This window comes from Desulfuromonas sp. DDH964, from assembly GCF_001611275.1.
Classification (GTDB): domain Bacteria; phylum Desulfobacterota; class Desulfuromonadia; order Desulfuromonadales; family DDH964; genus DDH964.
Window position 1 is genome coordinate 2140996 of the sequence record NZ_CP015080.1, and the last position, 11841, is coordinate 2152836.

The 11841-nt window shown below is 58.0% G+C and carries 19 protein-coding genes; 10 read left to right on the forward strand and 9 right to left on the reverse strand.

Annotation, left to right across the window (positions count from 1 at the left end):
- Positions 1 to 80: 80 nt before the first annotated feature.
- Positions 81 to 269 carry a hypothetical protein gene (locus DBW_RS09820; RefSeq protein ID WP_066727315.1) on the forward strand — a complete coding sequence of 63 codons (189 nt, stop codon included), beginning with the start codon at positions 81 to 83 and terminating at the stop codon, positions 267 to 269.
- Positions 270 to 626: 357 nt separating this feature from the next.
- Here the strand turns inward: DBW_RS09820 and DBW_RS09825 are convergent, their stop codons facing one another.
- A complete protein-coding gene (locus tag DBW_RS09825) occupies positions 627 to 1160 on the reverse strand; it encodes a gamma-glutamylcyclotransferase family protein (RefSeq protein WP_066727317.1) in 534 nt (177 codons plus the stop codon).
- On the opposite strand from DBW_RS09825, the gene DBW_RS09830 reads away from it, so the two are divergent.
- The gene (locus DBW_RS09830) at positions 1154 to 1525 is read left to right on the forward strand and encodes a four helix bundle protein (RefSeq protein ID WP_197463626.1); all 372 of its coding nucleotides are present in this window, start codon (positions 1154 to 1156) and stop codon (positions 1523 to 1525) included. The two genes, DBW_RS09825 and DBW_RS09830, sit on opposite strands and share 7 nt — an antisense overlap.
- Before the next feature lie 49 nt (positions 1526 to 1574).
- On the opposite strand, the gene DBW_RS18960 is transcribed toward DBW_RS09830, so the two are convergent.
- From DBW_RS18960 to DBW_RS09845, 3 genes are read right to left on the reverse strand one after another with little or no spacing between them, the layout of a single operon-like run.
- Positions 1575 to 1997 (reverse strand): hypothetical protein, encoded by a 423-nt coding sequence (locus DBW_RS18960; RefSeq protein ID WP_066727323.1) that lies wholly within the window; start codon positions 1995 to 1997, stop codon positions 1575 to 1577.
- Positions 1997 to 2275: a hypothetical protein gene (locus DBW_RS09840; RefSeq protein WP_066727325.1), complete on the reverse strand. Its 279-nt coding sequence runs from the start codon at positions 2273 to 2275 to the stop codon at positions 1997 to 1999. Before DBW_RS09840 ends, DBW_RS18960 begins: the two co-directional genes overlap by 1 nt.
- On the reverse strand, positions 2272 to 2544 hold the full coding sequence (locus DBW_RS09845; protein ID WP_066727328.1) for a hypothetical protein: 273 nt from the start codon (positions 2542 to 2544) through the stop codon (positions 2272 to 2274). The genes DBW_RS09840 and DBW_RS09845 overlap by 4 nt, the downstream gene beginning before the upstream one ends.
- Positions 2545 to 2684: 140 nt before the next feature.
- On the opposite strand from DBW_RS09845, the gene DBW_RS09850 reads away from it, so the two are divergent.
- The 5 genes from DBW_RS09850 (at position 2685) to DBW_RS09870 (ending at position 5287) form a co-directional block, all read left to right on the forward strand.
- Positions 2685 to 2879: a hypothetical protein gene (locus DBW_RS09850; protein ID WP_066727330.1), complete on the forward strand. Its 195-nt coding sequence runs from the start codon at positions 2685 to 2687 to the stop codon at positions 2877 to 2879.
- Between the two features lie 33 nt (positions 2880 to 2912).
- Complete coding sequence (locus tag DBW_RS09855; RefSeq protein WP_066727332.1) at positions 2913 to 3287, forward strand: hypothetical protein; 375 nt, start codon at positions 2913 to 2915, stop codon at positions 3285 to 3287.
- Positions 3268 to 4182 carry a tyrosine-type recombinase/integrase gene (locus DBW_RS09860; protein ID WP_066727335.1) on the forward strand — a complete coding sequence of 305 codons (915 nt, stop codon included), beginning with the start codon at positions 3268 to 3270 and terminating at the stop codon, positions 4180 to 4182. The genes DBW_RS09855 and DBW_RS09860 overlap by 20 nt, the downstream gene beginning before the upstream one ends.
- A gap of 484 nt (positions 4183 to 4666) precedes the next feature.
- Positions 4667 to 4894 (forward strand): AbrB/MazE/SpoVT family DNA-binding domain-containing protein, encoded by a 228-nt coding sequence (locus DBW_RS09865; protein ID WP_066727337.1) that lies wholly within the window; start codon positions 4667 to 4669, stop codon positions 4892 to 4894.
- 3 nt (positions 4895 to 4897) lie between these two features.
- Positions 4898 to 5287, forward strand: a complete 390-nt coding sequence (locus DBW_RS09870) for a type II toxin-antitoxin system death-on-curing family toxin (protein ID WP_066727339.1) — start codon at positions 4898 to 4900, stop codon at positions 5285 to 5287.
- Between the two features lie 155 nt (positions 5288 to 5442).
- On the opposite strand, the gene DBW_RS09875 is transcribed toward DBW_RS09870, so the two are convergent.
- The 4 genes from DBW_RS09875 to DBW_RS09890 form a co-directional block, all read right to left on the reverse strand.
- Positions 5443 to 6132, reverse strand: a complete 690-nt coding sequence (locus tag DBW_RS09875) for a hypothetical protein (RefSeq protein WP_066727341.1) — start codon at positions 6130 to 6132, stop codon at positions 5443 to 5445.
- 20 nt (positions 6133 to 6152) lie between these two features.
- Positions 6153 to 6653: a hypothetical protein gene (locus DBW_RS09880; protein WP_066727343.1), complete on the reverse strand. Its 501-nt coding sequence runs from the start codon at positions 6651 to 6653 to the stop codon at positions 6153 to 6155.
- A gap of 91 nt (positions 6654 to 6744) precedes the next feature.
- Positions 6745 to 7023: a hypothetical protein gene (locus DBW_RS09885; RefSeq protein WP_027182217.1), complete on the reverse strand. Its 279-nt coding sequence runs from the start codon at positions 7021 to 7023 to the stop codon at positions 6745 to 6747.
- 3 nt (positions 7024 to 7026) lie between these two features.
- Complete coding sequence (locus tag DBW_RS09890) at positions 7027 to 7800, reverse strand: hypothetical protein (protein ID WP_066727344.1); 774 nt, start codon at positions 7798 to 7800, stop codon at positions 7027 to 7029.
- A 628-nt stretch (positions 7801 to 8428) separates the two neighbouring features.
- On the opposite strand from DBW_RS09890, the gene DBW_RS09895 reads away from it, so the two are divergent.
- Both DBW_RS09895 and DBW_RS18540 read left to right on the forward strand, forming a co-directional pair.
- Complete coding sequence (locus DBW_RS09895; protein WP_015721260.1) at positions 8429 to 9937, forward strand: Fic family protein; 1509 nt, start codon at positions 8429 to 8431, stop codon at positions 9935 to 9937.
- 23 nt (positions 9938 to 9960) lie between these two features.
- The gene (locus DBW_RS18540; protein ID WP_153307311.1) at positions 9961 to 10104 is read left to right on the forward strand and encodes a hypothetical protein; all 144 of its coding nucleotides are present in this window, start codon (positions 9961 to 9963) and stop codon (positions 10102 to 10104) included.
- Between the two features lie 39 nt (positions 10105 to 10143).
- Here the strand turns inward: DBW_RS18540 and DBW_RS18545 are convergent, their stop codons facing one another.
- The gene (locus DBW_RS18545; protein ID WP_157471860.1) at positions 10144 to 10296 is read right to left on the reverse strand and encodes a hypothetical protein; all 153 of its coding nucleotides are present in this window, start codon (positions 10294 to 10296) and stop codon (positions 10144 to 10146) included.
- Between the two features lie 376 nt (positions 10297 to 10672).
- Here DBW_RS18545 and DBW_RS09900 point away from each other — a divergent pair, with 376 nt between their 5' ends.
- Complete coding sequence (locus DBW_RS09900; RefSeq protein ID WP_197463628.1) at positions 10673 to 11737, forward strand: integrase core domain-containing protein; 1065 nt, start codon at positions 10673 to 10675, stop codon at positions 11735 to 11737.
- Positions 11738 to 11841 lie beyond the last annotated feature (104 nt).

Sequence of the window (11841 nt, forward strand, 5' to 3'; positions counted from 1 at the left end):
AAGAATTTCACCCGTTGCCCGACACTTTCTCCGTCTCTCCGGTAAGTAAGGGCATAAACCAAAATGAGGAGCCACCGACCATGGACATCAACGACCTGTTTGACGGAATCATGAAAAGTATCAATCAGTTTGCCGACGAGATCGCCGAACAGCGGTTGCAGGAAAAAATGCAGGAAACCGGACGAGGTCCGGAGAATGGGGGTGAGAATGCGGAGAGTTTTGAGGGGAAAGAGAAGCGGGGTATGACGGATTTCCCGAAAAGGGAGTGATCAAGGCGATAGCGCCGACACCCTAAGAGCGGCGTAAGTCGCTGACAATACGCATAAAAAGAAAACCCGTCCACCAACCGGACGCGGTTAGTGGACGGGTCTGTCTTTTCTAAATGGTGGAGGGAACGACAACCTACCGCAAAACAGTCTCAAAGCCCGCGCTCCTGAGCCTGTAAATTGAACTGTGTATCTGCTCCATGAGAGAGTGGGGCAATTCCCCCACCGAGGAGCAGAAACGATGGCGAATGAACTACCCCGCAGCAAGCTACGGGGTATCAACAGCCTACACCCTTAGTAAAAATCGCGCAGCAAGCTGCGGGGAATTGAACCCAACTTTTGATTAAGGGAATACAAAAATCAAGCGTTTTGTGCCGACTGCCAACAAACGGCCTGATTGTCGTTGGTGATACGTTCGCCGTTCTGAGGCGCATGCATGGTGTAAGTCCATACGGCACAGGCGATTGAGCCCCTGGCTGCCGCCACCATCACCCGCTGGTACATGCTGTGCCCCCCGGGCCGAAATCCTTCCAGCCGGTCGATGGGTGACAGGTCGCGCTGCGGGTCGGTGAAGGTCACCAGTTCCCCATGGATCAGATCCCAGTCGCCGGTCGGGCGGCCGAAGCGTGGCGTGCCAACATCCTGTTGCCTGCGGGCATCGGCCAGTGGGTCGGCGGTGCCTCTGGCCAGGATCAGACCTTCCGGCACCTCAAGAGCCGGAAACCCGGCGTGGAGGTGGTAGAGCCTGCCCCAGACCACGGCCGGTTCGATGCTGCGGGCCTGGGCGCAGAAACGTTGATGGTTCCAGTAGCCCCGTTTCAGGGTGCCGTAGACGAAGAGCCGCAACAATTGCTGATTGGGGATTTCGGATTGAGGATTGATTGAAAATGTCATATGTTGCCTCCATGGATGCTGATGAGTTCAAAAACAGAACCAGAACTTTCGCGATCAGGGTGATCCGGTTGGAGGAAGCGTTGCCGAAAAACCAGACCGCGAAAGTGATTGGAAACCAGTTGCTCCGCTGTGGCACCTCGGTTGGCGCGAACTATCGGGCCTCCTGCCGCGCCAAATCCCCTGCCGACTTCATCGCTAAAATGGCCATCGTCGAGGAAGAATGCGATGAATCCATCTACTGGATGGAGCTGATCGCCGAAGCCGGTTTAATGAACGAGAAGCGCTTGACCGATCTGAAAAACGAAGCAAATGAAATTCTTTCCATGGTCGTTGCCTCCATAAAAACCGCCCGCTCACGCAAGTAATCCGCAGTCCGCAGTCCGCAGTCCGCAGTCCGCAATCCGAAATCATCAATCAGCTCGTCCCTTTGCGCTCCTGGATGATGAAGCGGAATTCGCTGTTTTCGATGGCTCGCACATCCTTGTGGCGGATGGTGAGCATGGTCATGGGCGGCACTTCCAGCACGCGCCAGCCCTTCTCGTTGTCCACGGCAAAGTCGATGAAAGCGTCGTCCGAGGCGTAGAGCACCACCCGGTGCTGGCGGTGGATGCGCAGGCAGAGCGGCTTGTTGCCTTTGAGCACGGTGATGATGCCGGGGTCACCCACGTCCCGGCCGTCGAGGTGGATGATGTTCTTGGCCGGGCAGCGCAGGTCCTCCACCTGATGCGGCCAATAGTCGCGGCCTGAGCCATCCCGGTTGTAGAGGTAGGCTTGCCCCCACAACACGGGATCGCTCAGGGTCGCCGCGAGTTTGCGCTCCTTGTCGGTTACCGCCATCAGTGCATTCCCGTCCTCAAGGCGCTGCCGAGGATGGTTCCCACCAGTTCCGTCAGGATCTGCTGCACGGCCAGGGTGTTCTTCCGGTCGTGGACAGCCTCCTGAATGTCGATGATGGCCTGGTCCAACTCCGCCCAGGATTGGTACTGCTGCTGGGCCGCTTCCAGACGGCCGAGGGCGTTGTCGATCCGTCCCGCCGCCAGCTCGGTGCCGATTTCGACCAGGGCCTCACCGGCCTGGCGGACGGCATCGCTGTTTTCCTGAAGGATCTCTTTCATTGGCCTGCCTCCTGGTTCGCGCCGTTGGCCCACTGGTCAAGGGCGTCCACGGCGGTCTGCAGGCGCAGGCCGACTCCGGTCAGGCGCTCGGCGTCCGGGTGGCCGACCTCGCGCAGCGCCTTGTTGGCCTCGGTCACGTACTCGGGCGTGTGGCGGTTGACGGTGGCCACCGCCGACTGGATCTGGGCCGGAGGTCGGTAGGTTGCACAGCCGATCATGATCACGGCCAGGGCCAACGGGATGGTCCATTCGAGGGTCTTCTTCAACATGTTGATCTCCTTTGGGTTATGGGTTTGGGGCACATGCAGAAAGATCTCTGCAAACACTTGATTTCCAACGAAATAGAAGCGTCATTGGATGTGACGCGGGATGGTCCCGCATCCACGAAAAACGGAACCGGAGACAGGCCATGACCTACGACAGAAACCGCCAGCAGGCACTCAAGGCGTACCGAGAAAAGCAGGAGAACATCACCCGACTGATCGAGGGCATTCGCGGCAAGCTCGAAACGGACGCGAAGCAGCCGGACATCACCTGGGCGAGCGTCGGCTCCCTCGGCCACGTCGAGGAACTGCTGCGGGAGCTGGACGAGTTCCTGTCCTGAACACACCGGGCCACCGACAAAGGAGACATCGACATGACCGAATGCACCGTGCATCAAGCCGCCGAGGCTTTCATCGGCCACCTGCGGGAATCCGGAAAGAAAGAGCGGACCCTCTACACCTACCGGAAGGACCTCGATGTGGTGGAGGCCTTCTTCGGGGCGGATCGCCAGCTCGCAGAGATCCGGCTTCCCCAGGTCGGAAAGTTCTACAAGTCCGACCTGCTGCTCAAACTCCCCGACGGCAAGGAGCGGGCTGAACGCACCGTCGCCAAGACCGTCCGGGTGTTCCGCATGATGATGGTCTGGGCCAGAGAATCGGGGCGCATCGAGGAGCTGCCGCTGCCCAAGAGCACACCCATGGGCCACAGCCGGGTGAAGGAGGCCAGCGATGAGCAACCGAACGGCTGACCTCGACCTGACGGGCGCGATAGAGGCGTTCTGTGCCCGCCTGTCGGCCGAAGGCCGCTCCCCGGCGACCATAGCCGCATACCGCCGGGACCTCGCCATGGTGGCCCGCGTGGCCGGGGAGCTGGCCCCGGGTATCGTCTGTCGGGCGGTCACGGCAGGACTCCTCGACCAGGTGTTCTTCGCCGGGGCGGTCACCGAGAGTGAGCGCGGCCCACGCTCGGCGGCCTCGCTCCATCGGATGAAGGCGGCAGTGCGGGCCTTTTTCGCCTGGGCCTCCGAGGCTGGCGTGGTCGATGACAATCCGGCCCGGTCCATCCGCATGCATCGGCTGCCGAGAAAGCTGCCGGTGTTCCTGACCACCACCGAAAAGAAACGCCTGCTCAAGGAACTCAAGGGACGGAGCGACTTCTCCGCGCTGCGCGACCGCGCCATGATCGAGGTGCTGCTGGGCACCGGGATCAGGCTTGGCGAGCTGGCCGCGCTCGACATGGATGACATCGACCTCGACGCCAAGCATCTGCGGGTGCGGGCCAAGGGGAATGTGCCGCAGGTCAAGTTCATCAAGACCGACCTCCGCACATTGCTGCGCCGTTACCTGGCCGAGCGCCGTCGACACGGTCGCCCGGAAATGGAAGCCCTGTTCCTGTCGAACCGGGACGGCAGGCTCTGCCAGCGGCAGATTGCCAACCGGCTCGCCCACTGGCTGCGGAAGGCCGGGATCGAAAAGGAACTGACGCCGCACGGGCTGCGGCATACCTTCGCCACCCACCTCTACGGCGCGACCAATGACCTGCTCGTGGTGCAGCGGGCCTTGGGGCACCGGGACGTGTCCACCACCCAGATCTACACTCACCTCGTGGACGGTCAGCTCGAGGAAGCCCTCGAACGCCTCTGATCTTTCCGGACCCGACGATGGGAGCGGCCTCGGCTGCTCCTGTTTTCGTTGGGGAAGACAGTATCGAAGACAGTGAATGACAGTGCCCGCAGAAGAACACATCCGCCGATGATGAATGATCATGACGATGGTTCTCGGCCTCCCGGGCGGAGCGGGAAATATCGATTGACCGGAATTTCTCATTCGCTGTCTGTCGGCCGCACATCGCTATAACTGCTTGGCTTGTGCGCTCCGGGCGCGGAACACACATGGCAATATCTGCTTGGCATGTGCGAGGGCCGCTGCCGAAGGAATGGCTGTTTGCGGGGCTTGGCCGGTTCTGCCTGGGGCTCGACATGCCCATATTTACTTGGGTTGCGTGAGAGAGCCCCGGCGTGAACATGCCAATATCTACTTGGCTTATGCGGTTCGGATCTTGACAAAATTGCCCTTCGGTTATATCATCGTATTGACATTGTAATAACATAATACAAGGGAGACCATCATGATTAAAACCCTGACCAAACACGGAAACAGCCTGGCGCTGGTCATCGAGAAGCCCGTTCTGGAACTGCTCGGGGCCGATGCGGAAACACCCTTCGACGTCACCACCGACGGCCAGGTGCTGATTCTTTCCCCTGTAAAGGACGCCGGTCGGCGCGAGGAGTTCAGGACCGCCCTCGGCAAGGTCAACGCCCGTTATCCCAAGGCCCTGAAGAAGCTGGCGGAATAAGTCATGGAACCGAAGTTTCTCAGCCTGACCGAGGTGCTTGAAATTCACCAGGATCAGTTGGCGCGTTACGGCGGCGGTTCGGGCATCCGGGATATCGAGCTGCTCAAGTCCGCTCTCGGCATGCCAGCGGCCACCTACGGCGGTGAGTTCCTGCACACCGATGTGTACGAGATGGCAGCCGCCTATCTCTTTCACCTGGTCAAGAACCATCCCTTCGTGGACGGCAACAAGCGGGTCGGCGCGGTGGCTGCATTGGTGTTCCTGCTCTTGAACGGCCATGACTTCGATGCGCCGGAAGACGATTTCGCCGAGATGGTGCTGTCTGTCACCCGGGGAGAAATCGACAAGGCCGAGGTCGCCGTTTTCATCCGTCGCTGGAGCCGGGCGCTGTAATCCGGTCATACCCGTACTCACGAGTGGCTCCCGGGAGAAAAGCTGTCAGCGAATAATTTCCCCGCGATCCGCTCGATAGAAAGCGCGAGATCCGCGACAGCTTCGGCAAGCGGGGATTTCTTTCGCAAACAGTCTCCATCAACCCTGACGACCCGTCAGCCCGCTTTTTTCAGAGAGATGTCCTTTCGTGTATCCCGATCACGAACTTCCATGGATGAATGGGTGTACGCGCTGTCCACCTCGATGGCGATCCGGCACGCCCTCCCCGTCCCTCGGTCGATGAGGACCACCGGAATATCGATCTCGAAGCGCTCGTGAATGTGCTGAAGGTTGTCACCGATCACCACATCCCATTTGACGTCCAGTGCCATCAAAGCCTCTCGGAGCAGATAGCGAATTTTTTGTTCCGCCCGCGAGCCGAGAAGGTATGCCAGCTTGCGGCTCTGGCGTGAGCGAGCCATGGACCCGGCCATCTTCCCCTGCTTCCAGGCGAGTGATTTCGTTTCAGCTCGGTCCCGGATTTTCACTCCGGAGTTTTTGATGACAGTGGAGATGGTCCGCTCGCTGACCTCAAATCCAAAGGCATTCGAAAACGCCTTGTGAATATCCAGGGAGCTCATTTGGTTCTCGATGTAAAAGGCGTAAACAATCTCTGCCAGAGGTCTGTTGAATACCGCTTCCAGAAAGAGTTGAAAGTTTCCGAAAACTTCTCCGTCAAGCGTGTATCGCTGTCTCCTGCCGGTGCATCTGTGCTCGATACCCTTGATTGCGGATTGAATAGAACACGTCTTATCCGCAATTCCTGGTGAAGCTGTCTGCCGCAAGTCGCCGTGTGCCGGGGTCATCGGAAAAGCCCTCCATGGTGTTATCCGCAATTCTTTCCGCGTTTTTTACGGCTGGAGGTCTTACCGGCCGGAGCAGCGGCGGCCTCGGCCACCTTCTCGAGCAGCGCCGCCGCCCATTCCGCCGGAGAGGTCTGCGGGTCTTGCGGCTCCTCACCCTCGCGGGCGATCTTGGTGGTCTTGAGATCCTTCATGTGGCAGCGGATCATGCGGTCGAGGCTTTCAGCCGCCTGGGTATTCCCTTCGATCTGGGCGCGGACCAGCTTGACGGAGTAGACGCCCACCAGTTCGACCTGAAGGAAGTCACTGGACTTGTTGAACACGAAGTCCTGGTTGAGACGCTCGATGATCACGTCGAACATGACCTTCTCTTCCGGGGTCAGACAGCGGTCGGCGAAGATGCCGTGCGTAAGCCGATACTGGTTGCCCTCGGGTGCTCCGGCCCCACGCTTGGGCGGTTCGGTCTTGCCCTCGTTGCGGTGCCAGCGGTCCAGCGTTTCTTTGTCCGGTTTGTTCAGTGCCACGTGGAAATCCTGCCGAATATTGTTTTCCCAAGCCGGGATGCGGGGCGGGAGGCCGATTTAGCCTCCAAGCGCGCTCCCGCCGGTTCAGGGGTTACTTACCGGAAGCGGCGCTCAACTGTCGGTCCCGATCCTGCTTTCGTTCGGCGGCGATGATCTGGTTGACCCGGCGGGTGGTCACTCCGGCGAGGTTGGAGATCTCCTGGCTGCTGATCCCCTGCAGATGAAGGGCAAGCACCAGGTCGCGGCGCTCCTGGTAAAACCTGCTCGGTGCCGGGACCCAGAGAATTCCAGTGTAGTGCTTCTGGATTTGCTCGAAGAGTTCCTCGGGCAGGACATCCTTGGCGTTGGCGTAGCGTTTCTTTTTCTTCACGGCTCAATCCTCCACTTTCTTCATCCACGGCTGCGGCACCTCCGGGTTGTAGAACCGCAGCGTGCTGGGACGCCCTGACTTCGGCCCATGGATAATTTCGATAGAACGCTCGGTGACCTCGCCAATCTCCTGATCGCCATCGACGAAACAGACCAGGCCGTAGTCCTCGCCGCAGGGAAACCGAAACCGGCCCTGGTTCTGATAGAGGCGTGCCTCGGACCAACCCTTGGCCATGGCCTCCTCACGGATGGCGTCGACCTTGGCGACAGCCTGGGAAGTCACCGGCTGCTTACATTTCCAAGCTTGGTTCCCGGGATAAATCCAGTCCTTTCTGGGAACTTCGACGGGTTTCTCCTGGGGCTCGGAACGAAGCGCGGGTGGCCGGTAGTTCTTTGGGGAAAAGGACTGCAGGACCTCCTGCAGGCTTTCCTTGCCGAATTCCCGGATGGCCAGCTCCTGCAGGGCGTTGAATCGCTGCCGCAGCGTGTTCCAGGCATCCTCGGGGAGTTTTCCAGCCTTGTGCGCGGCTTGGGCGGTAACCATGCGGGAACGCAGCCATGCGAAGTATTCAGGCGATAGCAGACGAAAAACCTTGCCGTTCTGCTCGATGTCGATCTCACCCACCCGGACCCAGGCGAACTTCCTGATTTCAAGATTGGTGGTGACGAAAAGGGACTGGCAGTTTTCCGAAGTCTCGGAAGCGGTGATGCTGGCTTGGCTGTCGGCTTTGGAGGCATCCGTGCCGAGGTGACGGATCATGGTGGTCAGAAGGCTCATGGTAATTTCCCTGGAAACGTTGGTAGTCATCGTTTCCGGTTACTTACCGGAGCCCCTGAGCGGGTGACGGAGCTGTAGAAAGGGGTTTCTACGCCGCCACCCTTTCTACGGTACCTTTCTACAAGTAAAAAAGATGTATGTAATCAATAGGTTATGATTATTCTTGTAGAAAGTGTAGAAAGGTAATGGAAGTTACTTACCGCACGGGGATTTTTTCCGTAAGCCAGCTCCAAGGTCGTGGAGCAGAAAAAATCATGAGTCAGGGGGAGTGATCCCGGAAACCTTTCTACCCTTTCTACGCTTCCGAAGAAAATCGATTAAAACCAATTGGTTGCTGCGTAGAAAGTGGCTCCCGGGACATTCTACGGCGTAGAAAGGTCTTTCTACGGGAGGCTGTGCGTCGTCTGCCGGTATCTCGACGGTTTTGATAACTGTTTTTCTTGAAGAATGCCTATTTGTAATCGTATTTTACGATACAAACACGTTTTTTGAGAACCGCTCCCGTTTTGACCTCACCCCAGGCATCCCAAACAATTCTCTTGAAAGTTGCTGCCAATGTAACTATATTTTTAGCGTAAAGGCTTTTGGTAATCATTTTTTGAGATCCGTAACGATTTTTTGAGGTGTGATGACATTGGACACGACACAGAACCGGCTGGCAGGCTATGCGTTTCTGATAGAGCAATACGACTTGAGCGCTTTGCCGAACTGGCACACGTCCTCAGTCAGCCCGACGGGAACGCTGCGCTCGACTATTCAGGATGGGCAGGTGGAATCCGTCTATCCCCAGTCCTATTGGCCCGGAGACGGGACGGGAGACCATCTGGAGTTCGCCCTCAAGTACGACGGCGTCAATCTTGGCATCCTGTCGGCCCTTTTCGACGTGGTCCCAGAAGACGAGATAGCGGCCTGGATCAGCTCGAAGCCAACCGGGAAATACGCCCGCAGGATCTGGTTCCTGTATGAATTCCTGACCGGACGGGAACTCCCGCTGCCGGATCTGACCAAGGGGAATTACACTCCGCTGCTTGAGCCGGACCGTTACTACACCGCAGCGCCCGGTCGTCGCATGCAGCGTCAGAGAGTCATCGACAATCTGCTTGGCGGGAAAGATTTTTGTCCAATCATCCGGCGCACCGAAAAGCTCGCCGCCATGGAAGGAATCGACCTGCAGAAAAGGTGCGAAGAGGTCGTGACCTCCTATCCACCGGAGCTTCTCAGACGGGCACTAAGCTACCTGTATAACAAAGAGACCAAGTCCTCATTCGAGATCGAACACATCAAGCCGAGCGCCTCCCGGACAGAGAAATTCATCGGCTTGCTGGAGATGGCCGAGCACAAGGACTTTTGCGAAAAGCCTCTCCTGATCGACGTGCAGAACCGCATCGTCGATCCCCGGTTCCGGGACACGGACTACCGAGCCAACCAGAACTACGTCGGTCAGACTATTTCCTACCAGAAGCAGCTCGTTCACTATGTCTGCCCGAAGCCCGACGACCTCCCGGAACTGATGGCGGGACTGCTCGCTGCCCACCAAGTGATGAAGGAGGGCGCGGTCCCCGCCATTATCCATGCCGCCGCCATCTCCTACGGCTTCGTCTTTATGCATCCCTTCGAGGACGGCAACGGCCGTATTCACCGGTTTCTCATTCACAATATCCTGTTCCTGCGCGGCGAGATCCCGAAAGGGCTCATGTTCCCGGTCTCCGCCGCCATGCTGAAAAATCCGGCGCTTTACGATCACTCCCTGGAGGCGTTCTCAAACCCGCTGATGCGGCTGGTTGAATACGACCTGGACGATCTCGGCCAGATGACGGTGCCGGGTGAGACCGGACTTCTGTACAGGTACATCGACATGACCGCTCAGGCAGAGGCGTTGTACGATTTCGTTAAGCTCACCATTGAGCACGAACTGGTGGAAGAACTCGATTTTCTGGCGAATTACGACAGGACCAAACAGGCCATTCAGGAAATCGTGGACATGCCTGACCGCCTCATTGATCTTTTTATCCAGCTCTGCCTACAAAACAATGGTCGCCTTTCGGCGAGAAAGAGGGAATCGCATTTCGGGTTTCTGACCGATGACGAGTTGGCCGACATGGAAAATGCCGTCCGGGAAGGATACGCGAGGAACTGAGGTTCAAAGCAATGGGGGTATGAATGAAGAGAATCGATCAAAACGAGCAGAGCAAGCATTCTGTTGCGCTACAAGAAATCCTGGCCCTTGGCGAACGCCAGATCAGGGACGGCAAGATCCAGCCTGCCGCCGATGTGATTAAGAGATTGCGAAAACGACGGGGGTAATCTGAAGGAGAAAGGCGTCCTTCTTTGACAGCTACCGGCTCATTCAACGCGACGGATCGTGTAGAGCTTGGTGCCGTATCGCTTCTGGCCTATTTCAATGTCGAACCCTGCCCCTCGAATAGTCTCCAGATCATTCACCAGCCGCTGTGCGAATTGCCGGGATGAGTTGGAGGGTGCGTCGACCTGGCGCAAAACAGTCTCCACCCTCGACTTGACCCGTAAACTACTGATGTAACATGAGAAATAATGCCCGCCGACATCCGGCGGCGGTTCATGTCAAAGGAAGCGATTTTCTCCCCCGATTTCCCTGCACCGGACGAGGATAACGGGTTTGCAGTCCAACCGGACACCGAAAATCGCGCTCCAACTTCCCCGTCTTATTGCCTTCCATCGACATCGTTTCGTTGTATTTTTACCCGATCCGTGGCATGGATTGTCGGCTTCTTTTCGGCTCGGTTTGCCGGAGGGGAGAAACCGGGTCTTTACTAGGGGTGCGGAAACATATGCACCATTTAAACACTATTGAAATCAGCAGGATATGTATCCTGTGCAGCATCGTGGGTTGGGCATGAAATTCAATCTTTTGTTCGTTCTTTTCACCTTTATGGCGCATCGGTTTCTGCCGAAATACGACGTCCGGATGCAGCTGCTGATGTTTCAGATCAAGATGCTGCGTGACCGGATCGACGATCAGCGCATTGTCCCCACGCCGGAGGAGCGGGCGGAGCTGCTGCGGCTGGGAAATGAGATCAACCACGACGTCGCCGACGTCATGCTGGTGGTCAAGTCGCAGACCTACCGGCGCTGGCTGAGTCCGAAAGCCAAAACCCGCACTCCGAAACCGGTTGGCCGCCCCGGCACCGCCGAAGAGATCGTGGCGCTGATCCTGCGCATGGCGACCGAGAATCTCTCATGGGGCTACAAGCGCATTTTCGGCGAGCTGAAAAAGCTCGGCATTTCCGTGGGGCTGACCACCATCCGCGATATCCTGAAGCGGTCCGATTGTCCGCTGCCTCCCGAGAAGACCAAGAGCATGCCTGCCCTTCCCTGGTCGAAATTCGTCAGCGCCCATATGGAATCGCTGGTGGCCTGCGACTTCTTCACCAAGCCGGTCTATACCCTGCGTGGCAAGTTCGACGCCTATGTGCTGGTCTTCCTGCATCTCGGCAGCCGCCGGGTCTACCTGAGCCAGCCGACCTTTCACCCCGATGAAGCCTGGGTAATGCAACAGGCGCGGAATGTGACCATGTGGCTCGATGACCACGGCATCGAAGCCAGGTATCTGATCCGTGACCGCGACACCAAGTTTACCCGGCAGTTCGATGCCTTCTGGAAAGGAGTCGGGGTGCGCTGTATCCGCATCCCGCCGAAAGCGCCGCAGGCCAACGCCTTCTGTGAATCTTTCATCGGCACCTGCAAGCACCAGTGCTTGAATCACTTCGTCTGCTTCGGTTTGGGCCAGTTGGCCCACATCAACCGTGTCTGGCTCGATTACTACCACACCCAGCGCCCCCACCAGGGCACCGGCAACAACGTCATCTCCGCCGATTTCCGGCGCACATCCGCAGGACCGATCAAGCGGGAGGAACGGCTCAGCGGCATCGTCGCCTGGTACGAGCGGGAAGCGGCGTAAACAGAGCTTCCTCATTATGTAACATCCGCGCCTGTTTTCCGCAAAGCGGGATTGTTCCCGGCAATCTTTTCGGACAGCGGTTCGGTTCCCGAAAGCGGAATCGA